24 protein-coding genes, 1 tRNA gene and 1 pseudogene are annotated in these 26,004 nt (G+C 74.8%); 17 read left to right on the plus strand and 9 right to left on the minus strand.

Annotated elements, in window-relative coordinates:
- Positions 1-145 precede the first annotated feature (145 nt).
- The 3 genes from lysA to ACZ7LB_RS13155 form a co-directional block, all read right to left on the minus strand.
- The gene (lysA, locus tag ACZ7LB_RS13145; RefSeq protein WP_471467738.1) at positions 146-1,537 is read right to left on the minus strand and encodes a diaminopimelate decarboxylase; all 1,392 of its coding nucleotides are present in this window, start codon (positions 1,535-1,537) and stop codon (positions 146-148) included.
- 17 nt (positions 1,538-1,554) lie between these two features.
- Positions 1,555-2,775, minus strand: coding sequence for an ArgS-related anticodon-binding protein NrtL (nrtL, locus tag ACZ7LB_RS13150; RefSeq protein WP_471467740.1), 1,221 nt, complete (start codon positions 2,773-2,775; stop codon positions 1,555-1,557).
- An 886-nt stretch (positions 2,776-3,661) separates the two neighbouring features.
- Positions 3,662-4,111 (minus strand): response regulator, encoded by a 450-nt coding sequence (locus ACZ7LB_RS13155; RefSeq protein WP_161227985.1) that lies wholly within the window; start codon positions 4,109-4,111, stop codon positions 3,662-3,664.
- A 180-nt stretch (positions 4,112-4,291) separates the two neighbouring features.
- Between ACZ7LB_RS13155 and ACZ7LB_RS13160 the strand changes: the two genes are divergently transcribed.
- Together ACZ7LB_RS13160 and ACZ7LB_RS13165 are read left to right on the plus strand one after the other, a co-directional pair.
- Positions 4,292-4,363 (plus strand) — tRNA-Arg (locus ACZ7LB_RS13160).
- A gap of 739 nt (positions 4,364-5,102) precedes the next feature.
- Positions 5,103-5,462: an HNH endonuclease gene (locus ACZ7LB_RS13165; protein WP_471468011.1), complete on the plus strand. Its 360-nt coding sequence runs from the start codon at positions 5,103-5,105 to the stop codon at positions 5,460-5,462.
- Here ACZ7LB_RS13165 and ACZ7LB_RS13170 read toward each other — a convergent pair.
- From ACZ7LB_RS13170 to ACZ7LB_RS13180, 3 genes and pseudogenes are all read right to left on the minus strand, one after another.
- A complete protein-coding gene (locus tag ACZ7LB_RS13170; RefSeq protein ID WP_471468032.1) occupies positions 5,352-5,603 on the minus strand; it encodes a hypothetical protein in 252 nt (83 codons plus the stop codon). The genes ACZ7LB_RS13165 and ACZ7LB_RS13170 overlap by 111 nt on opposite strands.
- Positions 5,604-5,675: 72 nt before the next feature.
- Positions 5,676-6,020: pseudogene (locus tag ACZ7LB_RS13175) on the minus strand (transposase family protein); the annotation flags it as partial.
- 175 nt (positions 6,021-6,195) lie between these two features.
- The gene (locus tag ACZ7LB_RS13180; protein ID WP_471467742.1) at positions 6,196-7,878 is read right to left on the minus strand and encodes an SWIM zinc finger family protein; all 1,683 of its coding nucleotides are present in this window, start codon (positions 7,876-7,878) and stop codon (positions 6,196-6,198) included.
- A 646-nt stretch (positions 7,879-8,524) separates the two neighbouring features.
- On the opposite strand from ACZ7LB_RS13180, the gene ACZ7LB_RS13185 reads away from it, so the two are divergent.
- Together ACZ7LB_RS13185 and ACZ7LB_RS13190 are read left to right on the plus strand one after the other, a co-directional pair.
- On the plus strand, positions 8,525-8,851 hold the full coding sequence (locus ACZ7LB_RS13185; RefSeq protein WP_471467744.1) for a thioredoxin family protein: 327 nt from the start codon (positions 8,525-8,527) through the stop codon (positions 8,849-8,851).
- Between the two features lie 97 nt (positions 8,852-8,948).
- Positions 8,949-9,434: a DUF1269 domain-containing protein gene (locus ACZ7LB_RS13190; RefSeq protein WP_471467746.1), complete on the plus strand. Its 486-nt coding sequence runs from the start codon at positions 8,949-8,951 to the stop codon at positions 9,432-9,434.
- Between the two features lie 188 nt (positions 9,435-9,622).
- On the opposite strand, the gene ACZ7LB_RS13195 is transcribed toward ACZ7LB_RS13190, so the two are convergent.
- Positions 9,623-9,880, minus strand: coding sequence for a LapA family protein (locus ACZ7LB_RS13195; protein WP_471467748.1), 258 nt, complete (start codon positions 9,878-9,880; stop codon positions 9,623-9,625).
- Positions 9,881-10,164: 284 nt separating this feature from the next.
- Entirely contained in the window at positions 10,165-11,868 is a 1,704-nt protein-coding gene (locus ACZ7LB_RS13200; protein WP_471467749.1) for an FAD-dependent oxidoreductase, read from the minus strand.
- A 371-nt stretch (positions 11,869-12,239) separates the two neighbouring features.
- Between ACZ7LB_RS13200 and ACZ7LB_RS13205 the strand changes: the two genes are divergently transcribed.
- The 10 genes from ACZ7LB_RS13205 to ACZ7LB_RS13250 all read left to right on the plus strand — a co-directional run bounded on the left by ACZ7LB_RS13205 (position 12,240) and on the right by ACZ7LB_RS13250 (position 20,766).
- Positions 12,240-13,490 (plus strand): SchA/CurD-like domain-containing protein, encoded by a 1,251-nt coding sequence (locus ACZ7LB_RS13205; RefSeq protein ID WP_471467751.1) that lies wholly within the window; start codon positions 12,240-12,242, stop codon positions 13,488-13,490.
- Positions 13,491-13,687: 197 nt separating this feature from the next.
- Positions 13,688-14,155, plus strand: a complete 468-nt coding sequence (locus ACZ7LB_RS13210) for a cupin domain-containing protein (RefSeq protein WP_471467752.1) — start codon at positions 13,688-13,690, stop codon at positions 14,153-14,155.
- Entirely contained in the window at positions 14,152-15,420 is a 1,269-nt protein-coding gene (locus ACZ7LB_RS13215; protein ID WP_471467754.1) for a beta-ketoacyl-[acyl-carrier-protein] synthase family protein, read from the plus strand. Before ACZ7LB_RS13210 ends, ACZ7LB_RS13215 begins: the two co-directional genes overlap by 4 nt.
- Positions 15,417-16,667: a ketosynthase chain-length factor gene (locus tag ACZ7LB_RS13220; protein WP_471467755.1), complete on the plus strand. Its 1,251-nt coding sequence runs from the start codon at positions 15,417-15,419 to the stop codon at positions 16,665-16,667. The genes ACZ7LB_RS13215 and ACZ7LB_RS13220 overlap by 4 nt, the downstream gene beginning before the upstream one ends.
- Before the next feature lie 80 nt (positions 16,668-16,747).
- A complete protein-coding gene (locus ACZ7LB_RS13225) occupies positions 16,748-17,017 on the plus strand; it encodes an acyl carrier protein (RefSeq protein ID WP_365208619.1) in 270 nt (89 codons plus the stop codon).
- A gap of 2 nt (positions 17,018-17,019) precedes the next feature.
- Complete coding sequence (locus ACZ7LB_RS13230) at positions 17,020-17,499, plus strand: SRPBCC family protein (RefSeq protein WP_471467756.1); 480 nt, start codon at positions 17,020-17,022, stop codon at positions 17,497-17,499.
- 30 nt (positions 17,500-17,529) lie between these two features.
- A complete protein-coding gene (locus ACZ7LB_RS13235) occupies positions 17,530-17,865 on the plus strand; it encodes a TcmI family type II polyketide cyclase (protein WP_265292591.1) in 336 nt (111 codons plus the stop codon).
- A 417-nt stretch (positions 17,866-18,282) separates the two neighbouring features.
- Positions 18,283-19,098, plus strand: coding sequence for a DUF3152 domain-containing protein (locus tag ACZ7LB_RS13240; RefSeq protein ID WP_471467758.1), 816 nt, complete (start codon positions 18,283-18,285; stop codon positions 19,096-19,098).
- A gap of 302 nt (positions 19,099-19,400) precedes the next feature.
- Positions 19,401-19,913 (plus strand): nitroreductase family deazaflavin-dependent oxidoreductase, encoded by a 513-nt coding sequence (locus tag ACZ7LB_RS13245; protein WP_471467760.1) that lies wholly within the window; start codon positions 19,401-19,403, stop codon positions 19,911-19,913.
- Positions 19,914-20,190: 277 nt separating this feature from the next.
- On the plus strand, positions 20,191-20,766 hold the full coding sequence (locus tag ACZ7LB_RS13250; protein WP_471467762.1) for a hypothetical protein: 576 nt from the start codon (positions 20,191-20,193) through the stop codon (positions 20,764-20,766).
- Positions 20,767-21,132: 366 nt separating this feature from the next.
- Here ACZ7LB_RS13250 and ku read toward each other — a convergent pair whose 3' ends face one another.
- Entirely contained in the window at positions 21,133-22,314 is a 1,182-nt protein-coding gene (gene ku, locus ACZ7LB_RS13255; RefSeq protein ID WP_471467764.1) for a non-homologous end joining protein Ku, read from the minus strand.
- 67 nt (positions 22,315-22,381) lie between these two features.
- On the opposite strand from ku, the gene ligD reads away from it, so the two are divergent.
- The 3 genes from ligD to ACZ7LB_RS13270 all read left to right on the plus strand — a co-directional run bounded on the left by ligD (position 22,382) and on the right by ACZ7LB_RS13270 (position 25,623).
- Entirely contained in the window at positions 22,382-23,263 is an 882-nt protein-coding gene (gene ligD, locus ACZ7LB_RS13260; RefSeq protein ID WP_471467766.1) for a non-homologous end-joining DNA ligase, read from the plus strand.
- Positions 23,264-23,605: 342 nt separating this feature from the next.
- A complete protein-coding gene (locus ACZ7LB_RS13265) occupies positions 23,606-24,391 on the plus strand; it encodes a hypothetical protein (protein ID WP_471467768.1) in 786 nt (261 codons plus the stop codon).
- The gene (locus tag ACZ7LB_RS13270) at positions 24,388-25,623 is read left to right on the plus strand and encodes an ATP-binding protein (RefSeq protein WP_471467769.1); all 1,236 of its coding nucleotides are present in this window, start codon (positions 24,388-24,390) and stop codon (positions 25,621-25,623) included. Before ACZ7LB_RS13265 ends, ACZ7LB_RS13270 begins: the two co-directional genes overlap by 4 nt.
- Positions 25,624-26,004: the final 381 nt, after the last annotated feature.

The following is a 26,004-nucleotide window of genomic DNA, read 5'->3' on the forward strand; positions in this document are numbered from 1 at the left end:
CTCGTTTCCTCATACCGTCTACGGTTCGACCAGTCTCATGCAACGGACGGGATTTTCCGTGTTTCGTCCGAATCGTGAGACATTTATTTCATTCTCGCAGGGGTGGGGGCGAAGATCTTCCGCCCCCCACCGTCAGTGCCGTGTCTCATCCCACATCGAGGCCCAGCAGGTCCTCCTCCGTCTCCCGGCGGACGATCACACGCGCCCCGCCGTCCCGGACGGCGACGACCGGCGGGCGCAGGGCGTGGTTGTAGTTGCTCGCCATGGAGCGGCAGTAGGCGCCGGTGGCGGGGACGGCGATGAGGTCGCCCGGGGCCAGGTCGCCGGGGAGGAAGGCGTCCTTCACCACGATGTCGCCGCTCTCGCAGTGCTTGCCGACGACGCGGACCAGCACGGGCTCGGCGTCGGAGGCGCGGGAGACCAGGGCGACGCTGTACTGGGCGTCGTACAGCGCGGTGCGGATGTTGTCGGACATGCCGCCGTCGACGGAGACGTAGGTGCGCAGCCCCTCCAGGGGCTTGATGGTGCCGACCTCGTAGAGGGTGAAGGCGGTGGGCCCGGCGATGGCCCGGCCGGGCTCGACGGAGATCCGCGGGGTGCGCAGCTTCGCGGACTCGCACTCCCGGGTGACGATGTCGGTCAGCGCCTTGGCGATCTCCTGCGGCTCACGGGGGTCGTCCTCGCTGGTGTAGGCGATGCCGAGGCCGCCGCCGAGGTCGATCTCGGGGAGTTCGACGCCGTGCTCGTCGCGGATGTCGCGCAGCAGGGAGACGACCCGGTGGGCGGCGACCTCGAAGCCCGACATGTCGAAGATCTGCGAGCCGATGTGCGAGTGGATGCCGATCAGTTCCAGCGAGTCGAGCCGCAGGGCCCGCCGCACGGCCTCGGCGGCCTGCCCGCCGGCCAGCGGGATGCCGAACTTCTGGTCCTCGTGCGCGGTGGCGATGAACTCGTGCGTGTGGGCCTCGACGCCGACGGTGATACGAATCTGCACGCGCTGGCGGCGGCCGAGCTCCCCGGCGATGTGGGCGACGCGGACGATCTCCTGGAAGGAGTCGAGCACGATCCGCCCGACCCCCGCCTCGACGGCCCGGCGGATCTCGTGGACGGTCTTGTTGTTGCCGTGGAAGGCGATGCGCTCGGCGGGCATGCCGGCGGAGAGCGCGGTGGCCAGTTCCCCGCCGGAGCAGACGTCGAGGTTGAGCCCCTCCTCGTGCAGCCAGCGCACGACGGCCCGGGACAGGAACGCCTTGCCCGCGTAGAAGACGTCGGCCTCGCTGCCGAAGGCGGTGCGCCAGGCACGGGCACGGGCCCGGAAGTCGCTCTCGTCGAGGATGTACGCCGGGGTGCCGAACTCCTCGGCGAGCCGGGTGACGGGGATGCCGGCCACGGTGACGGTGCCGTCCGGGGCGCGCTCGACGGTCCGCGCCCACACCTTGGGGTCGAGGGCGTTGAGGTCGGCGGGCGGCGCGGCGTAGTGGCCCTCGGGGAGGACGTCGGCGTGACGGGGCCCGGCGGGGTGCGCGGAACGGCTCATGGCGTCTTGATGCTCTCTCAGAGATGGTCGGGTGCGTCGATGCCGAGCAGGGTCAGGCCGCCGGCCAGCACCGTCCCGGCGGCGGCGGCGAGCGCCAGCCGGGCGCGGTGGGCGGCCGAGGGTTTCTCCGCGCCGCACGGCAGCACGGTGGTCAGGAAGGGCAGCGCGGCGTCGGCGGTGACTACGAGGTGCCGGGCGAGCCGGTCGGGCGCGTGGTGCTCGGCGGCGGCGGCGAGGACGCGGGGGTGGGCGGCGAGGGCGGCGAGCAGGGCCCGGGGGGCGGGGGCGGGGGCTTCCGCGGTACCGGGCTTGCCGGGCCGGGCGTCGGCGGTGACGGCGGCATGGGGGGTGACGGCGTGGGCGGTGGCGGCGTGGGCGGTGGCGGCGTGGGGGGTGGCTTCGGCCGCGGTGTCCGTGCCGGCCCCGGCGTCGGGGGCGAAGCCGAGATCGGCGGCGTTGCGGAGGAGGGCGCGGCTGCGGGCGTGCGCGTACCGCACCCGGAACAGGGGGTTGCTCTCGCGCTGGACGAGATGCCCGTCGCCGGCGCGGGGCCGGTCGTGCGGGGCGGGGTGGAGCAGGGCCCAGCGCCCGGCGTCCCGGCCGAGGCGCAGCACGCCGCCGGGGGCGGGGACGGGGCGGATCCGGGCGGCGGCCTCCCCGGACCCGTCTCCGCAGGCGCCGACAGTGCCGACGGCGTCGACACGCGCGCCGAGGGCGGCCGTCCAGGCGGGGTCGGGCTCGGCGGCGCACCGGGTGCGGGCCGGGGTGCCCTGGGAACGCAGGATGCGGGCGGCGGCCTGGGCGACGACGACGGCGCGGGGCTCGTGGGCGCAGGTCAGCACGAGGGGGGCGGGGATGCCGGGGGCGTCCGGGTCGACGGCACCGGGGGCCGTGGGGGCGTGCCCGTAGCGGGGGCCGCGCCGGAGGATCTCGGCGACGAGGGCGGCGGGGGCGGTGGAGCCGAGGGTGAGGTTGAGGAACCCGGGCCCGGTGATGACGGCGTCCGTGACGCCGTCCGCATCGAGGAGGTACGCCCGCAGCACCTCGGCGACCCGGCGGGGCGGCTGCCCGGCGGCCCCGGCGAGCTGGAGGGCGATGGTGGTGGCGTAGTCGCCGCAGCCCCCGGGCCCCGGCGGCGCGACGACGGCCCGCTCGGGAACGCCCACGCCCAGCTCCCCCGCGTCGACGGCACGACGCACCGCGTGCAGCACGGTACGGGACAGCTCGGCGGGGGTCACGGGACAAGCGTAGGGGAGGAGGGGGGTGGGTAGGCGAACTGGTTTATGGCAGTCCCGACATATGGACGCGAGGGGGGCGACGAAGCGGGCGGACGGGACGGTTCCCGTCACCCGGGGGTGGGAGCGACGGGGGTGGGCGAGCGGGGCGGGGGGTGCCGGGCTGCGGCGGGGCATGGGGCGTGCGGGACATGCTCCGGCGGCGGATGGTCGCGTAGCCGCGGGGCGAGGGACCGGGCGACGGGAGGGTGCGGAGTCGCAGGAGGCGAGGCGGCGCGGGACAGCACCGGCCGTCGGAGGGTGCCCGCCGGACGGAAGGTCGGTGGTGGCCGATTGCGAGGGAGACCCGGAGGGATTCGGAAGCGATCGGCGGGGCCGGGCGGCCGGGGCACGACTGAATCGTCGGGCATGCCCGGGGGCGGAAGATCGGGAGTCGCCGCGGGCAGACGCGGAACGCGGCCGGCGGGGCCGGGTGGTGCGAGGCGGCACCGGCCGCCGGGGCCGGGAAGGGCGGAGAGACACTTCCGCCGAGGAGCGGAGGCCCCGGCGACCGTAACGCTACGGCCACCGGAACCGATGCGACCGCCCGGTACGGAACGCCACGCGGCAACCGGCGACGAGGTGACGCGGAACGCCGGGCGGCAAGCGGCAAGCGGCAAGCGGCAAGCGGCAAGCGGCAACATTCATCCACGACAACACGACGGCGGCACGCACGGGCAGACACTCGCGCACGCGCGGAACGGAGAGGGGACGGCCCGGCGGTCGGGATGGTCCGGCCGCCGCGTACACGCACGAAACGGGCGGGGCACGAGCCCTCACCCCTCAACCAGCCGGCCCGACCCCGGCCCGGCCCGACTCAACGAACCCCGGGTCCATGGGGACGACGGAACTATCCGGCCGACTCGGCCTGGGCGGCCGAGGACCCCCGGCTCTCCCGCTTGGGGCGACTCCCCCGGCGCTTGCCCTTCCCCTCGACGAGCCGCCGTACGAGGGCGACGAGATCGGCGGGTTCGAAGGGCTTGGAGAGATAGGCGTCGGCCCCGGCCTCGAACCCGGCGTCGACCTCGGCCTGGGTGCAGGCGCTGATGATCGCGAGGGGCAGATCGCGGGTGCGGGGATCGGCACGCAGCCGGGCGGCGGTCCGGATGCCGTCGAGGCACGGCATCACCACATCCAGAGTGACCGCGTCGGGACGTACCTGATGGACGACTTCCAGACACTCGGCACCATCGGCCGCGGTCACGACCTCGAAGCCCTCCAGTTCGAGGTTGACCCTGATCAGCTGCCGGATGACCTTGTTGTCGTCCACAACAAGAATCCGGCCGGACGCCCTAGGCACCCTCCGAGAGTAGGTCGGCCCCGGCCGCCGCGTCCGGGTTTTCCCCACTTCCACCCCGTGCGGGGGACAACGCCCCACGCCGATGACGCCCCCGACCTCGCGGAAACCCGTTCCGGACCACCCCACCGGAGCTGGTAGTGTTCTACCCGTCGCCGCGAGCAACACCACCGCGACGGACACGCCCCCGTAGCTCAGGGGATAGAGCAACGGCCTCCGGAGCCGTGTGCGCAGGTTCGAATCCTGCCGGGGGCACCCTTCATGAGGTGCCCAAAGACCCCGTCACCAGCGGAAACGCTGAGGATGGGGTCTTCGTGTATGAGCAGGCGTGTGCCGCTCGGAGCGGGCGTGTGCCGGGGGTCTGCGGACGGGGCCGGGATCTTGGGACATTACCCCGGGTGAGGGCCCGAGATCGGGAGAGAAGTTCCTCTACGTCGGCATGCCCGGGAGACGCCACACCAAGCTCTGCGACCCGCGTCAGGCAGGTGCAACATTCGCGCCTTCGGCGGCAGGAACCCCCACACAACGACGACCGAGCCGCGGAAGGCTGTCCCCGAGAGCTCAGGCTCTCTACTCTCCTGCCATGAAAGCAGATCTGACGCCCCAACAAGTCCTGCGTTCATGGCTGTTGACGACGCCGGGGGAACTGGGAGACAGCGCCCCGACAGCCCACGCCCTTCGTCAGATGGAGCGACGCTACGGATCCCGTCTGACACCCGGCGACTGGGAAGGAACCGAGCGGGACAATGAGCCTAAATGGCACAATAGGACCAGGTTCGAGCGGAAGAAGATGGAACGCGAGGGGCTGCTGATACCGGCACGTGAATCGCGGGGGGTATGGAGGCTGACAGAAGCCGGTTCGAACGCGTACAGGGAAAGTCGAGGTCTGGCGGCCAGCACTGCACTGCCGGGGGCACCGAGAGAGCGAAACGTCGACCCGCTACAGCCAGACGGCACCCGATCTCCAACACGCGTCGAGATGACCACTCAACGCATGGTTCGCAGCACCGCGGTCGCGGAGTACGTGAAGCGCGTTCACGACAGCACCTGTCAAATATGCGGAACTCGACTCATCACACCGACAGGTGCCTACGCCGAGGCAGCTCACATACAACCGTTGGGGCGGCCGCACGAAGGCCCTGACATACCGTCGAATGTGCTGTGCCTATGCCCCAATCACCATGTGCTCTTCGACCTCGGGACGCTGCACATCAACGATGACCTTGCCGTCATTGATCAGAACTCAGAAACACCGATAGGGCGACTCGAGGAAAATCCCGAGCATCAGATCGAGCGTCGCTACCTGGAATACCACCGGAGTCATATCGGTGGAGTCGGCAAAGGAGGTCGGTAGCCGCGCCAACAACCTCCGTGTGTGTGCGCCATGGGACGTGATCTTCGGTGAGCGTTCCAGCGCCACCCGCGACACGAGGGCCGCTTCGCGAATGGGCGACGATGCCCCTGGCCGGGAGCCAGAGGCATCGGTGAAGGTCAAGTGCCGTCATTCGTACTCGCGCAGCAGGTCCTCGATACGACGGCTGGTGACATACTGAGCCCTTTTCCATCTTCACTCCGAGCTGGCCAGATACAGGGTGAGGGTGGCCTGAACGAGGTCCGTGACGCGGGTGGTCGGGCAGCGGAGCCTGCGGAGGAGCCGCCAGGACTTTGGGGGTGGCGGCGGCATGCTCGGCCTGGGGCCGGATCTTCGCGTAGGACCGGTTGACGGCCTGATGGCCCCTGAGCAGAGCGTCTCCCGCCGGCCGCGGCAGGGCGCACGGATCATGCCCCCAGTTCCGTGGTGTCCCTTGTCTGCCCAGCAGACAATGCCGGCTCCTGCGCGAGCGTCGACGACACCGTGCTCGCGGGCCGCACGGACGTCGTGGACGGTCCCGGGCACGGCGGGAGATACCCACGGACGAGCGGCGAGGAAGCGCAGGGCGGAGCTGGACACGTTCAGCCCGGACGGGTTGACAGGAATGCGAAGTCTCTGGTGAGCACGGGTTCTTCTCGGTCGAAATCCCATCTGCCAGAGGCTTCACCTGTCTGTAAGCCCAACTGCCGAGCTCGAACCGGAGATGGGAAAAGGTTCACAGTCCGTTCTGGTCCAGTAGGCGCATCAGGTTGGGTTTGCGTTTCTGGGTCTTGCGGAGGGTCGTGACGTAGGCGGTGAACTCGGCTTCGGTGTCCAGGCGTTGGTGGCAGTCTCGGATGCTCAGGAGCAGATCGACGAGTCGGGTGTACGCGCGGTTGCCCGTCTCGTTGGTGAGCGGGGTGGCCAGGCGGAGGTAGACGGTGAGGGCGGCCGCGGGGCGGAGGGAGCGGGTCTGGTCGGCAAGGGCGAGCCACTGGGCGTCGTCCGCGCCGTGGCGCGTGGCCGCCTGCCAGGCCGCGGCGGTGTCCTTGTCGTCGAGGAGCACGTCCACGAGCAGGGTGGCGCGACGGGCGCTCCCCCGGCGGGAACTCCCACGCGCGGCGTCGGTGCGCAGGAGTTCGAGGGCCTCGTGCCGCTCGGCCGGTCCGCTGTCGGCCGAACGGGCCGCGTCGCGCAGCCGCCGGTAGGAGCGCAGGGTGGGACGGGCGGTGAAGTGGTCGCGGCGCAGGGCGAGGGCCTCGGTGTACCGGCCGGCGAGGTGGTGGAGGTCGGCGAGGTGATCGACGAGGGCTTCGGCGACGGTGGCGAGGTCCTCGCATTCGCGCAGGCCGCGTTCGGCCCACGCGCGGGCCTCCTCGTGCCGTCCGGCGTCCTCGAGTTCACGGGCGATGGCGAGGTGGGTGTGGCCGTTCGGCGCGAGATCCGCCGCCTGGACGGCGATCACCGTGTCGATGTCCCGGTCCGCCCGGGCCAGGCGGTTCATCAGGTACTTCTCGTTCCAGCCGGTGGGGTTCGCCCGCCACGCCTCCCGGACGAACCGGCGCATGGCGGCCATCCCGCGCTCCCCGAGCACGTCCTCGTGGCCGAGCGGATCGGCGTCGATCACTCCGCCGGTGTCGCCGACGGCCTGGGTGACCAGCCAGCGTGCCAGGTCCTCCGGGTCGGGCCGTGCCGCGCGGCACGCCTCGTGGTGGACCGTGACGAGACCGGAGCAGAGCATGCCGAGCCAGCTGTCGTCCTCGCCGACGCTGCCGACCCTCGCGGCCAGCAGTTCCAGCGCCTCCCTGGCCACGACCGCCGCGTCGGCGGCCCGGCCCGCGTGGAGCAGCCCTCGTATCGCCGCCAGCGCCTCGTCCGCGCGGTCGGCACCCTCGTGGAGGTCGACGCCCCCCTGCGGGCTTTCGAGCAAGAAGCTTTCCATGTCCAGGAGTTCGAGCACCCGGTCCTTGATCGCGGCGAGGTCGCCGCGGTCGCTCGCCGCCCGCAGTCCCAGGCGCCGCCTCAGACGCGCGTCGGTGGCCGCCTCACCCCGGACGAGGGACAGCAGATCCTCTCTCGCCAGGCCCGACAGCCAGTCGTCCAGGTCCCGCGCGCGCTCGCGTTCGTCATCCGACGGACCGGAGGGGCCGGCGCGCTCCGGCAGCAGGGACAGACCGAGGGCTACCAGGTGCTTGCAGAAGTTGCCCTCCTGCCCGTAGGGACAGTCGCACGTGCCCGTCGGCCCGTCGTCGCCGTCGAGGTCCAGCTCGACGGCGTACCGCTCCGTGCCGTCGACCGACGCCCTGATCCGGCCCTTGCCGGTCTCGACCCCCGAGACCCGTTCGACGTAGGCGTGCCCGCGCGCGAACGAGCGTGCTCCGGACGCCGATCGCAGTTCCGACTCGGTGAATCGCCCCACGTCTCCCCCACTCCCGTCGGCGGTCCCCCAAGCTAGCGGGTGGGCGCCGGGCGCATTCGGGGTTCGGCGCGGTCCGTCGACGAGAAGCACGTGAACCAGGGGGCCAGGGGTGTTGAAACGCGCCTGAAGGCTGCCTGGTTGGCGTTCGGCGGCTGCGTGGCGTTCTGCCCGAGAGGCGAGTTGGCCGCGTGTCGGGCCTGACTACGCTTCCCCATAGGTCTGTTCGGGGCTGGTTGCTTCCTGGCGTTCGTGGGCGGTTGCGTCCATGTCGTGCGGGCAGGTGTGGGGGCTTCGCCGTGTTCCGGGTCCCTGGCGGGAGCGATTCTTCGTGTCGCCGTTGGTGTCCCGGGTGATGCGGGGTGGTGAGTCCGGTCGCTTCAGGGTTCCGTGTCGGGCGCCGCCCGGATCGACGGAGGTTTGCGCTCATATGAGCGCCTTCCTGGCAGTCTCCCTCATTGTGTTCACGGAAAAAATCACCCCCCGGTCCACCGCGCGTGCGTTCCGGGCCGCCCGGCAGCTCTCGTCGCACGATCGCGTTCCGCAAGGGGGGCCGTTCGGCCAACCTTCGCGGGGCGGGAATCGATCGTGACGCACTGCACGCGCTTCGCTACTTTCGGTGGGTGCCGTGCGAACGAGAGGATCACCAGTGACCGCGACCGTCGTCGACGTGACCGATGCGGACTTCGAGGCGAAGGTGGCCACGGCCGCCGGGCCGGTGCTCGCCGTCTTCCGTGCCGAGTGGAGCAGCGTGTGCCGCGCCCTGGACCCGGTGCTGGCGGACGTCGCCGCCGCCCACGCGGGCCGCCTGACCGTTGCCCGGCTGGACATCGACGGGAGCCCGCGGACACCGCCGCGGTACGGCGTCACGGCCATCCCGACCCTGCACCTGTTCAAGGGCGGGAGCATCGCGGCCACGAGGATTGGGCCGGCCTCCAGGGACAACGTCGTGGAGCTGGTCACGCCGCACCTGTGACCGGGCGGGCGGTGGCGACTGCCGCGACATGCGGCTTTTGTCCGGTGCGGATTTACTGGGGGCACCGATCGTCCGCCGTACGTCACCGGAGGGGCCCATGGCCACCTTGACCGTCTGGAAGTTCGACACGCCCGAGGGAGCGGCCACCGCCGAGGAGACCCTGCTCCGGCTGCAGAAGCAGGAGCTGATCAGGATCCTGGACGCGGCGGTCGCCTCCTGGCCCGCGGGGGCGAGCAAGCCGAAGACCAAGCAGTTGCACAACCTCACCGGCGCCGGGGCGCTGTCCGGCACCTTCTGGGGGATGCTCTTCGGGCTGATCTTCCTCATGCCGCTGTTCGGGGCGGCCGTCGGCGCCGCGGCCGGTGCGCTCGGCGGGAAGATGGCCGACGTCGGGATCGACGACGACTTCATCGAGTCGGTCAAGTCCGAGGTCACGCCCGGCACCTCCGCGCTGTTCCTGCTCTCCCAGGACGCGGTCGTGGACCGGGTGCGGGAGGCCTTCCCCAGCGGCCACGCCCAGTTGCTCCAGTCCAACCTGAACGGTGAGCAGGAGGCCAAGCTGCGTTCGGTCTTCGCGGACTGAACAGGGCGGGTCATCGAACGTCTCGGCGGCGTGCCGGGAACCGGGCTCCACGCCCGGCTCCCGGCACGCCGTCGCGGGCGTCCGGCCGTCATGGGCGGGTGCCGAGCCCTCGTGGCGGGTGTGGGCCGTCGTCGCGAGGGCCCGGCCCCGTGAGCGTCCCTGCGGTCCTGATCCGCGCCGTCGTCGGCTCACTTGCCCCTGCCGCGCCACAGGAGGGCACCGCAGAGGCCGCCGAGCACGAACATGATGAGCAGCGCCAGGTACAGCGGCATGGTCACCACCGGTACCAGGAGCCTGATCCTGACCTCCCTGGTGTTCTGCACGATGAGCACGACGGCGAGCGCGGCCACCACCAGGGTGGCGACGCGGGACGGGGTGAGCGGGGAGCCGCGGCCCCCGCCCCTTCGGGTGCCGGACGACTGCGGGGACGATCGTTCTGGGCTCATGGAGCCAGGATCGGCTGCTCCGGCGGGTGGCGGTCCGTTGGGTACGGCCGGTCGGGTGCACCGCCTCCGCCCGCTCCGGCGGAGTTCCCCCGGCAGCCGGCCGGGGGAACGCGTCCGAGGAGGGTCGGGGCGGGCTCCCGGGCCGTCAGCCCCGGGTCCCGGTGCCGCCCTCTGGGCCCCGGTCCCGAGCCGCCGGCCCCGAGCCCGAGCCGTCGGCCCCCGAGCCCGCGTGAGGCCCGGGGACTCGTATGCCTCCGGTGGGTGTGGTGTGCCCCGGTCGAGGGTCAGGTGAGGGACAGCACCGCCGTCAGGGTCCGGCGCAGAAGGGGGACCGGGTCGGTGGCCGGGCCCGGGGAGCGCCAGGCGACGAAGCCGTCGGGGCGGACCAGGACCGCCCCGCCGCGGGTGACGCCGTGCGGCCTCGCCCAGTCGGCGCCGTCCTCGACGGCGAGGTCCGCGCCGGGGGCGTCGCCGAGGCGGTGGGAGCGCAGGGGGATGCCGGTGTCGTCGGCCAGGCGGAGCGCGGCCTCGTGCCATCCGGTGCCCTCGGCGGCGTCGCTGAGCAGGACGGGGGCGTCCTCGTAGAGGTCGAGGGTGGAGATCCGCTCCCCGCCCCGGCGCAGCCAGAGGTGGGGGGCGCGGCTGCCGGGGGCTCCGGTGAGGTCGAGGCCCTCGGGGACCACCGGCGTGGCCGGGTCGGCGCCGACGACCGCGCCCCGGGGGTAGCGGTAGCCGAGGGCGACGTTGAGGATGCCGCGCTGGGGGCCGGGGCCGCCCCCCGGGGTGGGCGGCGGGGCGAAGCCGGGGTGGCTGTGCTCGGCCGAACGGGCGGCGGCGCGGGCGCTGGTGGCCTCGGCGACCGGGCGGCGTTCCGCGTCGTAGGTGTCGAGGAGGCCGTCGCCCGCCCAGCCGCCGATGACCGCGGCCAGCTTCCAGGCGAGGTTGTGCGCGTCCTGGATGCCGGTGTTGGAGCCGAACGCGCCGGTGGGGGACATCTCGTGCGCCGAGTCCCCGGCGAGCAGGACGCGGCCCGCCCGGTAGCCGCGGGCGACGCGCTGGGCGGCGTGCCAGGGCGCCCGGCCGGTGATCTCGATGTCGAGGTCCGGGTCGCCGGCCGCGCGGCGGATGTGGGCGGCGCACCGCTCGTCGGTGAAGTCCTCCAGGGTCTCGCCCCGTTCGGGGTGCCAGGGGGCGTGGAAGACCCAGTTCTCGCGGTTGTCGACGGGCAGCAGGGCGCCGTCGGCGTCGGGGTCGGTCAGGTAGCAGACGATGAAGCGGCGGTCGCCGACCACGTCCGCGAGGCGGCGGGAGCGGAAGGTGACGCTGATGTTGTGGAACAGGTCGCCGGGGCCGCTCTGGCCGATGCCGAGCTGCTCGCGGACGGGGCTGCGGGGGCCGTCGGCGGCGATCAGGTAGTCCGCGCGGACGGTGGTGTGCTCGCCGGTCTCGCGGCTCTTGAGGACGGCGGTCACCCCGTCGGCGGCCGGCTCGAAGGACAGCAGTTCGGTGCCGAAGCGCAGGTCGCCGCCGAGGTCGCGGGCGTGCCGGAGCAGTTGGGGCTCCAGGTCGTTCTGGCTGCACAGGCACCAGGAGCTGGGACTGAAGCGGGCCAGTCCGTTGCCCGGGTCGATGTCCTTGAACAGCCACTCCCCGGCGTCGCCGACGAGCGTGGGCGTCTGCAGGATGCCGTGGTTGCCGGCGAGGGTGGCGGCGGCCCGCCGGATGTCCGGTTCGGTGCCGGAGACGCGGAACAGCTCCATCGTGCGGACGTTGTTGCCGCGCCCCCGGGGGTGACGGGAGGTGCCGGTGTGGCGTTCCACGAGGGTGTGCCGGACACCGAGCCGGCCCAGGAACACCGAGGCCGACAGTCCGACCAGGGACCCCCCGACGATCAGCACCGGCACCCGCAGGCCGCCGGGCCCGGGGCCGGGCTCGGACGCCGCCCCGGGGTCGGACCGGGGCGCGGATCGATCGGCTCTTTCCTTCATTGCTCGTCCTCCGTTGCGGCGCGGCTGATGTCTGACGGCGGGTCCCGGACACGTCGGGACCTGGGCCTTCATCCATGCCCCGCCGGGCCGCCCGCGGCCCAGGCTTCACCCGCTTAACCCGTCTGGTTCGCGGTCACCGCGGGCACGGCACACGATCGTCCTTGTGCGACCGGCACCCCTCGTCACAACGGCGTGACGCATCCGGGGGCGGCACGGTCCCCGCACCGCCGCGGCGGGCGCGCCCACGGCACGTCCCGGCGGACGGCCGGGCGGCCGCCCGGCCGGAGCATCGGCTCCCCGGCCGCGGCACCCGTTCCGTACCCGGGCCGTGAAGAAGACCCGAAAGACGTTTCCGAGAAGAGGTGGGCCGGATGACGGTCTCTCCCGTCGTACCGACGGACACCGTATCGACCGATGCCGCGTCCCTGGACGCCCCGGCCGCCGCCGCGACGACGGCCGCCGGAGCCGCCGAGGAGGGCGGCGTCTCGATATCCGCGTTCGACGGAGCCCGTGTGCGGGTCGTGCTGATGCTGGACATCCACGACGGCATGCAGCGGGAGTTCCTGAACGCCTACGAACGCATCCGCGACCGGGTGGCGGCGGTGCCGGGGCACGTGAGCGACCAGCTCTGCCAGTCCCTGGAGAACCCCACGCAGTGGCTGCTGACCAGCGAGTGGGAGAGCGCCGGGCCCTTCCTCGCGTGGGTCAACAGCGACGAGCACCTGGCGACCGTCGAGCCGCTGCAGGACTGCGTCCGCGACACGCGTTCGCTGCGCTACAGCGTCCTGCGGGAGACCCTCCCGGAGGGCGGCGCCGCCCCGGCCGACGGCCCGCTGCTCGGCGCCCCCCGGATCGGCGGGGACGTCGTGCGGCACGCGCTGACCTTCACGGTGCGGCCCGGCAGCGAGGAGCGGGCCGCGGAGCTGCTGTCGACCTATGTGTCGCCCGCGGCCGAGGTCGACGGCGCCACCCGGCTGCTGCGGACCTCGCTGTTCCTGCACGGCAACCGGATCGTGCGGGCCGTGGAGGTGCGAGGCGACCTCCAGACCGCGCTGCGGCACGTCGCCCGGCAGCCCGGTGTACGGGCCGTCGAGGAGGCGCTCAACCCGCACCTGGAGGAGGACCGGGACCTGGACGACCCGCGGTCCGCCCGCGCGTTCTTCACCCGGGCCGCGATGCCCGCCGTGCACCACATGACGGCCCCGGCCGGGACGGGCAGGACCCCGCGGGCCGCCACCGGATCGGCGGCGGCGGACACCGCCCCCACGACGCGCTGCGGGCTCCTCTACCCGGTGCGCCCCGGCGCCGGTCCCGAACTGGCGCGGCTGCTGGCCCGGCAGGACGAGGCCGCCGTACGGGAACCGGGCGGCCCGGTGCGCGCCGCCACCGTCTTCCACCGCGAGGACCTCGTCGTCCGCCTGGTCGACGTGGCCGGTGACCCGGCAAACGCCCCGGGCCGGGTGCTCGGGCTGTACGGGCGGGCGGCCGACGGGGCCCGGCGGCTGCTGGACACCGACGCCGCCGGGGCCGACGGTCCGCTGACCGACCCGGAGACGCAGGCCCGGCTGCTCGCGTACGCGCGGATGAGGCCGCTGACCGACCGGCGCGCCTCCGAGACCTGACGGCCGGGGTCCGCCCCGTCCGCGACGCTCCCCCACGGCCCGTCGTCCGCGGCCCGTCCCACCGGTCCGGCGGCCCCGACCCGGCGGCCCCGGTCCGCCACCCCGACCCACCGCCGTGTCCGGCGGTCCCGCCGAGGCGGGTGCCGGACACCGCGGTGCCCCTCCCCCAGCCTTCCGCCCACCCCGGAGTGACCGACATGTCAGACCAGCAGCAGGCACGCATCGTCTCCCTCGCCGACATCGCCCCCAACCGCCGTCGCGGCGGTGACGTCCGCGCCCTCCTCACCCCCACGACCGCCGGGTCGACCAGCGGCTTCATGGGCGTGGCCACGGTGCGGCCCGGCGAGCGGATCGCCGAGCACTACCACCCGTACTCCGAGGAGTTCGTGTACGTCACCGACGGCGCCCTGGAGGTCGACCTGGACGGTGTGCCGCACCCGCTCGCGACCGGGCAGGGCGTGCTCATCCCGCAGGACGTGCGCCACCGCTTCCGCAACACCGGTGACACGGAGGCGCGGATCGTGTTCCACCTGGGGCCGCTCGCGCCCCGCCCGGAACTGGGGCACGTCGACACGGAGGACGCGGCCGGCAACCCCCTGCCCGGCGCGGACCACGCGGGGTGCGCCGGGCACGGGCGGCCCACCGCCGCCGAGGCGTTGTCATGACCCGGCGTCGGGTGGCCGTCACCGGCATAGGCGTGGTCGCGCCGGGCGGCATCGGCGCACGGGCGTTCTGGGACATGCTGGCGGCCGGCCGCACGGCGACGCGCGGCATCACCCTCTTCGACCCGGAGGGGCTGCGGTCGCGGATCGCCGCCGAGTGCGACTTCGACCCCGCGGAGCACGGCCTGGACCTCGCGACCGTCCAGCGCAGCGACCGCTACGTGCAGTTCGGGCTGGTCGCCGCCGACGAGGCGATCCGCGACGCGGGGCTCGACATGGCGCGGGAGGACCCCTGGCGGGCCGGTGCCGTACTGGGCACCGCGGTCGGTGGCACCACCCGGCTGGAGCACGACTACGTGCTGGTCAGCGAGCGGGGCTCGCGCTGGGACGTCGACGCGGGGCGGGCCGAGCCGCATCTGGAGCGGGCCTTCACCCCGGCCACGCTCTCCTCGGCGGTGGCCGAGCGGGCCGGGGTGCGGGGACCGGTGCGGACGGTGTCCACCGGGTGCACCTCCGGGCTGGACGCGGTGGGGTACGCGTACCACACGATCGCGGAGGGGCGGGCCGACGTCTGCCTGGCGGGCGCCTCGGACTCGCCGATCGCCCCGATCACCATGGCGTGCTTCGACGCCATCAAGGCCACCTCGCCGAACAACGACGACCCGGAGCACGCCTCCCGGCCGTTCGACGCCGACCGCAACGGTTTCGTGATGGGCGAGGGCGCGGCGGTGCTGGTCCTGGAGGACCTGGCGCACGCGCGGGCCCGGGGCGCCGACGTGTACTGCGAGATCACCGGCTACGCCACCTTCGGCAACGCCTACCACATGACCGGGCTCACCAAGGAGGGCCTGGAGATGTCGCGGGCCATCGACTGCGCCCTGGACATGGCCGGGCTGGACGGCACCGCCGTCGACTACGTCAACGCGCACGGCTCGGGCACGCTGCAGAACGACCGGCACGAGACCGCGGCGGTCAAGCGGTCCCTGGGCGAGCACGCGTACGCGACCCCGATGAGTTCCATCAAGTCGATGGTGGGCCACTCGCTGGGGGCGATCGGCTCCATCGAGCTGGCCGCCTGCGTCCTGGCGCTGCACCACCAGGTGGTGCCGCCGACGGCGAACTACACGACCCCCGATCCCGAGTGCGACCTCGACTACGTGCCGCGCGAGGCGCGGGAGCGGACGCTGCGGCACGTGCTGTCGGTGGGCAGCGGTTTCGGCGGCTTCCAGTCGGCGGTCGTCCTCGGCGGCGAAGGAGGGCTGCGATGAGCGGACGGCAGCGGCGGCGGAACGCCGTCATCACCGGCCTCGGTGTGGTGTCCCCGCACGGCATCGGCGTGGAGACGTTCTGGAAGGCGACGTCGGACGGCACCAGCAGCCTCGGCCCGGTGACCCGGGAGGGCTGCGGGGACCTGCCGCTGCGGGTGGCGGGCGAGGTGCGCGGCTTCGAGCCGGCCGGGACGGTCGAGGAGCGCTACCTCGTCCAGACCGACCGGTTCACGCACTTCGCGCTGGCCGCCACCGAACTGGCCCTGGACGACGCCCGGTTCGGACGGGCGGACGTGTCGTCGCCGTTCTCGGTGGGAGTGGTGACGGCTGCCGGTTCGGGCGGCGGCGAGTTCGGCCAGCGGGAGCTGCAGAACCTGTGGGGCCAGGGCTCGCGGTACGTGGGCCCGTACCAGTCGATCGCCTGGTTCTACGCGGCCAGCACGGGCCAGATCTCCATCCGCAACGACTTCAAGGGCCCCTGCGGGGTGGTCGCGGCCGACGAGGCCGGCGGGCTGGACGCGCTGGCGCACGCGGCGCTGACCGTGCGCGGGGGCACCGACACCGTGGTGTGCGGGGCGACGGAGGCGCCGCTCGCGCCGTACTCCATCGTCTGCCAGCTCGGTTACCCGGAGCTGAGCCGGGAGTCCGAAGCCGGCCGCGCCTACCGCCCGTTCACCGAGGCGGCGTGCGGTTTCGCCCCCGCCGAGGGCGGCGCGGTGCTGCTGGTGGAGGAGGAGCGGGCGGCCCGGCGGCGGGGCGCCGACGTCCGGGCGACGGTGGCGGGGCACGCGGCGACCTTCACCGGCGCGTCCCGGTGGGCGGAGTCCCGGGAGGGGCTGGCCCGCGCGGTCCGGGGGGCGCTGGCGGAGGCGGAGTGCCGGCCCGAGGAGGTCGACGTGGTCTTCGCCGACGCCCTCGGGGTGCCGGAGGCCGACCGGGCGGAGGCCCTCGCCCTCGCCGACGCGCTGGGCCCGCACGCCCACCGGGTGCCGGTCACGGCGCCGAAGACCGGGACCGGCCGGGCGTACTGCGCGGCGCCGGTGCTGGACGTGGCGGCGGCGGTGCTCTCGATGGAGCACGGGCTGATCCCGCCCACCCCGAACGTCCACGAGGTCCGCCACGACCTGGACCTGGTGACCGGCCGGGCCCGGGCCGCCCGGCCGCGCACCGCGCTGGTCCTCGGCCGGGGGCTGATGGGCGGCAACTCGGCGCTCGTCCTGCGCCGGGGCGGTACCCCGGGGGCCTGACCACGGCCGGTCCGGCCGATCCGACCGGCGCCGCCGCGGGCGCGCGCCGCATCCAGCGAACCAGTGAAGGAGCACCACCCATGACCGACCAAGTGGACCACCAGGTGACCGTCGAGGAGCTGTCGGCGCTGATGAAGCGCACGGCGGGCGTCCAGGTCGACCCGGTCACCCTCCAGCAGCAGGCCGGCGACGGCTTCGAGGCCTTCGGCCTGGACTCCCTCGGGCTGCTGGGCATCGTGGCCGAGCTGGAGAAGCGCTACGGCCTCGGCCTGCCCGAGCAGGCCGAGCGGTGCAAGACGCCCGCGGACTTCCTCGCGCTGGTCAACGGCGCCCTCAGGACAGGAGTGTGAGCATGGCAGGGCACACCGACAACGAGATCACCATCGCCGCGCCGCTGGAGCTGGTGTGGACGATGACCAACGACGTCGACAACTGGCCGCGGCTGTTCAGCGAGTACGCCTCGGTGGACGTCATCGAGCGGGACGGGGACCGCGTGGTGTTCCGGCTCACCATGCACCCGGACGAGCAGGACCGGGTGTGGAGCTGGGTCTCGGAGCGGGTCGTGGACCCGGTGGCCCGCACCGTCCGCGCCCGGCGGGTGGAGACGGGCCCGTTCCAGTACATGGACATCGTCTGGGAGTACGCCGAGACCCCGCAGGGAACCCGGATGCGCTGGATCCAGGACTTCGCGATGAAGCCGGAGGCCCCGGTGGACGACGCCGGGATGACGGACAACATCAACCGCAACTCCCGTACGCAGATGGCCCTGATCCGGGACCGGATCGAGCAGGCGGCGGGCGAGCGGCGGACCGCCGCCGCGGTCGCGGACTGACACGGCCCCGCCGACCGGGAAGGCATCCGCATGCACCACACCCTGATCGTCGCCCGGATGGCCCCGGGCGCGGCACCGGACATCGCGAAGGTGTTCGCCGAGTCCGACCGGGGCGAGCTGCCCCATCTCGTGGGCGTCAGCCGGCGCAGTCTCTTCGAGTTCGGTGACGGTGTGTACCTGCACCTCATCGAGAGCGAGGAGGACCCGGCGCCCGCCATCGGCAGGCTGACCGGACATCCGGAGTTCCGGCAGGTCAGCGAGCGGCTGGAGCCGTACGTCTCGGCGTACGACCCGGAGACCTGGCGGGGTCCCCGGGACGCGATGGCCCGCTGCTTCTACCGCTGGGAGCGGTCCGCCCCCGGCTGACGCCCGCGCTCCCCCTCCGGGGCCGTCCCGCCGTCGCGGGGCGGCCCCGGCGCGTGGGCGGGGGCGTGAACGGGGGGCGCGGGTGAAGGGGCCCGGGGCGCGGGCGGGGCTCGGCGCCGGGAGGAGGGATGCGGGGCTCGGGCACGGGACGCGGGGCGCGGACCCGGAGCGCGGGCGAGCGGGCGCGGGCGAGCGGGCGCGGGCGAGCGGGGGACATGGACACGGGGGGGCACGGGCGCGCGGGGCGGGTGCGAGCGGGGAGGGACGCCGGTCCCGGGAGGTTGCACCGCCTCGCGTCAACCCCCCTGTGAGAAGGGTTACATGACCATCCGTACCCCTTTCGCACATCCATCCGGTTTGATCTTGGCGGAGGGAACGGCGCCGGAGGTGACGCGCCGTGAGGAGGAGGCACCCGCCATGAGCCCACACCGAGGCCGCCCGCCCGTGACCGCGCGGACCGCCGGAGCCGTCGTGCTGGCGGGTGCCGCGCTGCTGTACTGGAACGGGCACCGGACACCGGAGGCGGCGGACCCGCCGGCCCGGTCCGGGACCCCGGCGGCCGGGGGCACCGCGTCCCCCGGCGGGCCCTCCCCGGCCGCCGTACCGCCCGGCTCCGCGCCCGCCCCGGCCTCCCCCGCCGCGCCCCCGCCGTCACCGGGCGCGATCCCGGCGACCGGCCCCGGCACCTTCGTCACGGCGAAGGCGGACGGCCGGGTCGTGGGGCACGGCGGCCGGGTCCGGCGGTACATGGTGGTCGTGGAGAACGGCATCGACGTCAACCCGGAGAAGGCCGCTGCCGAGATCGCGGACGTGCTGGCCGACCCGCGCGGCTGGACCCGTGACGGCACCGAGTCCTTCCGGCTGGCCGGCTCGGAGCCGTACGACTTCGTGGTGCGGATCGCCACCCCGGGCACCGTCGACGCCATCTGCGGCCGGGCGGGACTGGACACGCGCGGCGAGGTGAACTGCAGCGTCGGCAGCGACGTGGTGGTCAACCTCAAGCGCTGGAAGCTGGGTTCGCCGGAGTTCGACGGGCCGATCGGGGAGTACCGGGCGCTGATCGTCAACCACGAGGTGGGCCACCGCATCGGCCGGGGCCACGAGACCTGCCCCGGGCCCGGCCGTCCCGCGCCGGTGATGATGCAGCAGATCAAGGGGCTCAAGGGATGCGTGGCCAACGCCTGGCCCCACGACCGCGCCGGCACCTATCTCGGCGGCCCCCCGGTCCCCTGACGCTCCCGGTCCCCTGACGCTCCGCCCCGCCGGGCACGGCGGGGCGGCGCCCCCGCGCCCCGCTCCCACCCTCCGCGCCCCGCGCCTTCGTCGTCCCTCTCCCCCGCTTCCCCTCCCCCCGTTCCCCCCTCACGCTCCTCCGCGACGGCGGCCCGGGGCGGCCGTGACCCGACCGTGAGCGGACCGTGAACGGCGGCGACTGCACGGTGACCGGGTGACTGTGGAAGGGTGGGCGGCGAAGGATCTGTTCCCTGGCGATCCGTACCGTTCCGTTCCGTACCGCTCGCACCGGGAGGGCGATCATGGCGCGCACCCGCACCGCACCCGGCCGGCCCCAGTCGCCCACCCGGTGGCGGCGGCTCGCCGCCCGGCTGCCGGACCTCCTCTTCCGGGCGGGCCTGGCCCCCCTCTTCCGGGGCCGCCTGCTCCTGCTGCACCACACCGGCCGGGTCAGCGGCCTGGACCGGCGGTCGGTGCTGGAGGTGGTGGAGTACGAGCGCCACGAGCCGGACGGCCGGAGCTGGACCGTCGCCTCCGGGTTCGGCCCGACGGCGGACTGGTACCGCAACCTGCTGCGGCAGCCCAAGACCGTCATCCAGTTCGGCAACCGCCACCACGCCATCACCGCGCGGTTCCTGACGCCGGACGCGGGCGCCGGGATCATGGCGGACTACGCCCGGCGCCATCCGGTTACCGCCCGGCGGCTGTGCGCGCTGATGGGCCTGGCGGTGGACGGTGGCGAGGAGTCGTTCCGCGCGGCGGGCCGGATCATCCCGTTCGTCCGGCTGGACGCGGCCGACGGGGGCCGCGGATGACGGACGGGCACCACCGCGCTCCCCCTTCCCCCGGGCGCCGCCCGGGCTTCGCGACGGCCGGAGGGGCACGATGAGCGGTTCCGGACCGAACGAACCGGGCGGCCCGGGCGAGCCGGTTGAGCCGGACGGACCCGGCGGACCGGGCGGACCCGGCGGACCCGGCGGTGCCGAGGAACCCGACGGCGCCGCCGGGGTTCCTCCGGGGCCGGACGGGACGCCTTCGCGGCCGTCCCCGCCCCCGGTGCCTCCCGTGCCCGCGCCGCCCCCGGTCCCCCCGGTGGGCGAGCCGGTGGGCGAGGACGTCTGGCGGAAGTTCCTGGCGGACACCGAGCGCGCGATCCTCGCCTCGGCGCCCAGGGAGCCCGCCGCCGCGGAGCGGGGCCGGGGCCGGACGACCGCGCCGCCGCCCCCGTCGGTCCCGCCCCCGCCGGCCCGTGCGCCGTACGCCGACACGGTGGGCGAACCGTGGCAGCCGGAGGAGCCCCGGTCCCGCCCCGCCTGGGGCGAACTGGACCGGGGCGGACGGCTGCGTCGCGCGGGCCGGGTGGCGGGCACGGCGGCGGCGGTCGCCCTCGCCCTGACGGCCTGGTCGCAGTGGGCCGGGGGCCCGGTCGCCCCGGTGGAGGGCCCCGCCGACACCATCGGCCGCCCGCTGGAGGAGACCCCCTTCGGCCTGCCGACGGAGGCGTCACCCACGGCGTCGACGCCACCGGCGGCACCGGCCGCTTCGGCGGTACCGGCCGCCCCGGCGGCGTCGGTGGCCCCGGCGGTGCCCGTGGCCACGGGGGCTCCGGAGGCGACGGCGTCCGCGGGCCCCGCGCTGTACGCACCCTCCGGGGCACCGGGAAGCTGACGCCGCCCCTCGCCGTGGACGGCGTGGCGGGCGGGCCCTGCCGGCGGTCGGGGCCGGGCGGCCCGGACGCGGGTCCAGCCGGGCGGGCCCGGGCACGGGTGCGGGTGCGGGCACGAGTGCGGGCACGGGTGCGGGCACGGGTGCGGGTGCGGGCACGGGTGCGGGCACGGGTGCGGGTGCGGTCGCTCGGGCAGCCCCGGATGCCGGTGCGATCGGGCGGGCCCGGATGCCGATCCGATCCGGCGGGCCTGATGACGTCCGTCGGGCGGGCCCGGCCGCCGGACGTACTCCCCCGGCACCCGGCGGTGGCGTCCCGGCAGGACCCGGCCCCGGTTCCGGACCCGCCGGTGCCGCGCGCGCCCGGGATCAGGCCGTGCGCTTGCGGGACGACGTCTTCTTCGCCGTCGTCCCCGCCGTGCCCTTCCCCGAGCCGCCGCCCGCCGTATTCCTCCCCCCGGCCCCCTTGGCGGCGGCCTTCTTCCCCGCCCCCGACCCCGACCCGGAGGCCGACCCGGACGCCGAGCCGGTGCGCGATCCGGCGGAGGACCGCGCGGTCGACTTCTTCGCCGCCGACCCCGGCTTCCCTGCGGCCGACTTCTTCGCCGCCGACGTCGACTTCTTGCCGCCGGTCCGCTTGGGGGTGGCCCGGGAGGACGCCTCGCGCCGCGGCAGCGCCCTGACCTCGGCGTCCTCGCGCCCGGCGGCATCACGCCCGGCGCCCTTCCCGCTCCCGCCCCCGCCCTCCGCCCCGCCTCCGCCGCTCTCGCCCTCGCCCCGCGACTCCCGGGCCGCCCGCACGCTGCCCTCCAGCGCGGCCATCAGGTCCAGCACCTTGCCGTGGCCCGCCGGTTCCGGGCTCTCCGGCGGCGCCTCGCCGGCCGACTTCGCGGCGATGACCTCCTCCAGGGCCTCGCGGTACTCGTCGTGCAGATCGTCCAGGTCGATCTCGCCGAGGGTGTCCATCAGGGCGTCCGCGAGGTCCAGCTCCTTGTCCCGGACGGTGACGTCGGCGTCCGGGGCCACGCCCTCGGGGGCGCGCACCTCGTCCGGCCAGAGCAGCCCGTGCATGGCGATGGCGTCCCCCACCACCCGGAGCATGCCGAGGCGCTCCCGGCCGCGGAGCGCGAACTTGGCGATGGCGACCCGGTCGCTGCGCTTGAGCGCCTCGCGCAGCAGGGTGTACGGCTTGGCGGCGGGCGCCCCGGCGGCGGCGAGGTAGTAGGCGGAGCCCATCTGGAGCGGGTCGATCCGGTCCCCGGGCACGAAGGCCACGATCTCGATGGTGCGCGCCGTGGGGATCGGCAGCCGGGAGAGGTCCTCGTCGGTGATCGGGACCATCGAGCCGTCCGCGTCCTCGTAGGCCCTGCCGATCTCCCCGGAGGTGACCTCCTGGTCGTCCAGCTCGCAGACCTTGCGGTAGCGGATCCGGCCGCCGTCCTCGGTGTGGATCTGGCGGAAGGAGATGGTGTGGCTCTCGGTCGCGTTCACCAGCTTGATGGGGATGCTGACCAGGCCGAAGGATATGGCGCCGTTCCAGATGGATCGCACGTGCAGCACCTTTCCGGTCGCGCCCACCGCCGGGCGGTTCATCCGTATTGCGTGAGATTCTCATGGTATGGCGCCTATCACCGTGGTGGAGGGGCGGCGGGTGGCCCTCAGCAACCTGGGGAAGGTGCTGTATCCGGCGACCGGCCTCACCAAGGGCGAGCTCCTGCACTACTACGCGACGGCGGCCGGGGCGCTGCTGCCGCACCTGCGGGACCGCCCGCTCTCCTTCCTGCGCTATCCGGACGGGCCGGACGGGCAGGTGTTCTTCACCAAGAACGTGCCGCCGGGTACGCCCGGCTGGGTCACCACGGCGGAGGTGGCCCGGTCGGAGGGGCCCGCGCGGATGGTGATGGTGCAGGACCTGCCGAGCCTGATGTGGGCGGCGAACCTGGTCGCCGAGTTCCACACCCACCAGTGGACCGCCGCCGCGCCCGGTGAGGCGGACCGCCTGGTGCTCGACCTGGACCCCGGCCCGCCCGCGACCGTCGCACAGTGCTGCGAGGTGGCGCTGTGGCTGCGGGAGCGGCTGGCGGCGGACGGTCTGGAGGCGTACGCGAAGACCTCCGGGGCCAAGGGGCTGCACCTGCTGGCGGGGGTGCGCGGGGCGTCGCCGGAGCGGGTGTCGGCGTACGCGAAGGGGCTGGCGGTGGAGGCGGAGGCGGCGCTGCCGGGACTGGTGGTGCACCGGATGACGCGGAGCCTGCGGCCGGGGAAGGTGTTCGTCGACTGGAGCCAGAACGCGGCCCGCAAGACCACCGCCGCCCCCTACACCGTGCGGGCCCGCGCCACGCCCGCCGTCTCGACGCCGGTGACCTGGGACGAGGTGGCGGACTGCGACGACCCGGACCGGCTGCGCTTCCTCCCCGGGGACGTCCTCGCGCGCCTCGCCTCCCACGGCGACCTGCTGGCCCCCCTCCTGGACCGCGACCGGGCGGCCCCGCCCCCCTGAGCGGGGCCGGGCAGCCGGGGCCCGTGGCGTCCGCGCGGCCGGGAACTCATGGTGCGCACGGCGCCGGGACGCGGCGGGAACCCGGGGTGCGCGCCGGGGCCGACCGGGGCGGGGGACCGGGGAGACCCCCGGCTCCGGGACGGCCGGGGCCGGGACACGGAGGGGCCCGGGACCCGCCCGGGGGCGGGCGGTCCTCGCGAGTGCGCGCGGGGCGAGCCGGGTTTCCAGGGGGGTCTCGGTGGTCGTTCGCCGGGTGCGCCAGGCAAGATGGACAGGCGTACGAAGCCGAACAGGGCGTGCGGGGCCAGGCCGCCCCGTCCGCCCTCCCCCCACAGGAGTGCTGTGCCCACCAGTCGCCCACGGCGCCGCGCCGCCCGCGCGTCCGCCGCCGCGGTGGCGGCGCTGGGGGCCGCCGTGGCGGTGAGCGGCTGCGGGGACACCGGCGGACTGCGGGGCGCCGGGGCGACCCCGACGGCCGTGAGCCCGGCCCGGCCCTGGCCGGAGCTGCCGCCCGCGTCGAGCCCCGCCTACGACATCGGCGAGGTGGAGCACCAGGACGTCGAGGGCGTCGGCGTGCCCGGCGGGGACATCCGGGACGTCGACCCGTTGGCCGCCGTACGGGCCGAGATCACCGCGCACCCCGAGCAGTACGACGGCGACCGGGCGCCGTACCGGGAGACGACCCGCCGCCTGGCCGACTGCTCGGCGGCCGGGCGGGGCGCCGGGTGCCCGGTGCTGCGGCCGTACTACCGGGACCTCACCGGCGACGGGCGGCCCGAGCTGACGCTGGGGTTCCGGCTGCTGCCGGAGAAGCTGACCGCCGTGCGCGTCTTCACCGTGGAGGGGGACCGGCTCGTCCGGATCATGGCCTACGAGGACGCCGTGAGCGCCGTCGAGCTGGCCGGGCGGTCGGTGATCGTCCGCGCGCCGTCGGAGGTCGCGGGCTACGAGTACCGGCTCCAGTGGACCTGGGACCCGGACCAGCGGGCGATGCTGCTCACCCGGGACGAGATGCTGCGCACCGGTGACGGCCGGCGGCCGTCGGGGCCGCCCTCCGCCTCCCCCTCCTCACCTCCGCCGTCCTCACCCGCGCCGTCCCCGCCCACGCCTCCGGCGGGGGTCCGGTGAGGCTCGTCCGCCCCCGCTGGGCCGGTCCGCTGGCGGTGCGCGCCGCCGTGTTCATCACCGTGATGTGCTGCGCGCTGGCCGCGCTGCTCGGTGTGCTGGTCCATGTCTCGGTGGCCGACCAGACCGAGGGCCGGGCCCGGGAGACGGCGCTGGTCCGGCTGCGGGACGCGACGGCGGCGTACGAGGCCGGGGACCCGCTGCGGCCGGGCGCCGCCATCGATCCGCCGGGGCTGCCGGAGCCGCTGCGCGCGCTGGCCGCCTCGGGCCGGCACGGCACGATGGCCACCGAGGAGGGCGGACGGTCCACGATGTGGGCGGCGGGTCCGGCCGAGGGGGGCCGGGTGCTCGCGGTCGGGGTCGACCACTCCCAGGGCAGGCGCACCATCGAGGACCTGGACCGGGCGATCGTGTGGTCGTCGGCGCTGGCGATCGGGGCGACGCTGCTGGTGGGGGCCTTCGCGGTGGCCCGGGTGACCCGCCGGCTGCACACCACGGCACGGGTCGCCCGGCGGATCAGCGCGGGCGACCTGGACGCGCGGGTCGACGACCCCCGGACCAAGGACCCGGTGTCCCGGCAGGACGAGGTGGCCTCGGTCGCCGCGGCGCTGGACTCCATGGCCGCCTCGCTCCAGGGCAAGCTGCTGGCGGAGCAGCGGTTCACCGCGGACGTGGCGCACGAGCTGCGCACCCCGCTGACCGGGCTGCACGCGGCGGCCGAACTGCTGCCGCCGGGCCGTCCGACGGAGCTGGTGCGGGACCGGGTGGCGGCGCTGCGCACGCTGACCGAGGACCTGCTGGAGATCTCCCGGCTGGACGCGGGCCGGGAGCTGCTGGAGACGGACACCGAGGACCTGGGCGAGCTGGCCCGGCGGGTGGTGGGCGCCTCGGGCACCTCCACCCGGGTGGAGGTCGTGCGGGAGGCCCGGGTGGAGACGGACCGGCGGCGGCTGGAGCGGGTGCTCGGCAATCTGGTGGCCAACGCGCACCGGCACGGGCGGGGGCCGGTGGTGCTGACCGTCGACGGCCGGGAGGTCTCCGTCCGGGACCACGGGGACGGCTATCCGGAGTACCTGCTCGCGCACGGGCCGCAGCGGTTCCGCACGGAGGGCGGTTCCAAGGGGCACGGGCTGGGGCTGACCATCGCCCTGGGACAGGCGGACGTGCTAGGCGCGCGCCTGGAGTTCACCAACCCGCCCGACGGCGGGGCCCGGGCGGTCCTGACCCTCCCCTGACCACGGACCCCGGCCCCACGACCCACGCCCCCGGCCCCGGCCCCGGCCCCCGGGAACTCCAACCCCGACGGCGCCCGGCCGACAACCCCACAACGCCCTGCACGACCGCCCTACCGCGCCCGACCCGCCCGGCCGGCCGCGTCCCGGCCGACCGCGCCCCGACCGGCCGCACCCCGAGCCGGCCGCCCGGCCCGCCCCACCACGCCGACCCACGCGGACCCGCGCCGACCCGCGCCGACCCGCGCCGACCCGCGCCGACCACCCGTACCCGCTCCGCCGCATCCCGCCGGGGTGCCGACCGCGAGCCGCCGGTGACGCCCCGGCCGGATCCCGTGGCCGTCGGCCCCTCACGCCAACACCCTCCCGACGACAGGCCGTTCG

It is taken from the genome of Streptomyces sp. NPDC107521, assembly GCF_055598485.1.

Bases quoted from the DNA above. Each gene is read 5' to 3' on its own strand.
- lysA (WP_471467738.1), bottom strand. From the start codon at position 1,537: ATGAGCCGTTCCGCGCACCCCGCCGGGCCCCGTCACGCCGACGTCCTC.
- ACZ7LB_RS13165 (WP_471468011.1), top strand. From the start codon at position 5,103: ATGGTTCGCAGCACCGCGGTCGCGGAGTACGTGAAGCGCGTTCACGAC.
- ACZ7LB_RS13190 (WP_471467746.1), top strand. From the start codon at position 8,949: ATGGCCACCTTGACCGTCTGGAAGTTCGACACGCCCGAGGGAGCGGCC.
- ACZ7LB_RS13195 (WP_471467748.1), bottom strand. From the start codon at position 9,880: ATGAGCCCAGAACGATCGTCCCCGCAGTCGTCCGGCACCCGAAGGGGC.
- ACZ7LB_RS13200 (WP_471467749.1), bottom strand. From the start codon at position 11,868: ATGAAGGAAAGAGCCGATCGATCCGCGCCCCGGTCCGACCCCGGGGCG.
- ACZ7LB_RS13205 (WP_471467751.1), top strand. From the start codon at position 12,240: ATGACGGTCTCTCCCGTCGTACCGACGGACACCGTATCGACCGATGCC.
- ACZ7LB_RS13210 (WP_471467752.1), top strand. From the start codon at position 13,688: ATGTCAGACCAGCAGCAGGCACGCATCGTCTCCCTCGCCGACATCGCC.
- ACZ7LB_RS13215 (WP_471467754.1), top strand. From the start codon at position 14,152: ATGACCCGGCGTCGGGTGGCCGTCACCGGCATAGGCGTGGTCGCGCCG.
- ACZ7LB_RS13220 (WP_471467755.1), top strand. From the start codon at position 15,417: ATGAGCGGACGGCAGCGGCGGCGGAACGCCGTCATCACCGGCCTCGGT.
- ACZ7LB_RS13225 (WP_365208619.1), top strand. From the start codon at position 16,748: ATGACCGACCAAGTGGACCACCAGGTGACCGTCGAGGAGCTGTCGGCG.
- ACZ7LB_RS13230 (WP_471467756.1), top strand. From the start codon at position 17,020: ATGGCAGGGCACACCGACAACGAGATCACCATCGCCGCGCCGCTGGAG.
- ACZ7LB_RS13235 (WP_265292591.1), top strand. From the start codon at position 17,530: ATGCACCACACCCTGATCGTCGCCCGGATGGCCCCGGGCGCGGCACCG.
- ACZ7LB_RS13240 (WP_471467758.1), top strand. From the start codon at position 18,283: ATGAGCCCACACCGAGGCCGCCCGCCCGTGACCGCGCGGACCGCCGGA.
- ACZ7LB_RS13245 (WP_471467760.1), top strand. From the start codon at position 19,401: ATGGCGCGCACCCGCACCGCACCCGGCCGGCCCCAGTCGCCCACCCGG.
- ligD (WP_471467766.1), top strand. From the start codon at position 22,382: ATGGCGCCTATCACCGTGGTGGAGGGGCGGCGGGTGGCCCTCAGCAAC.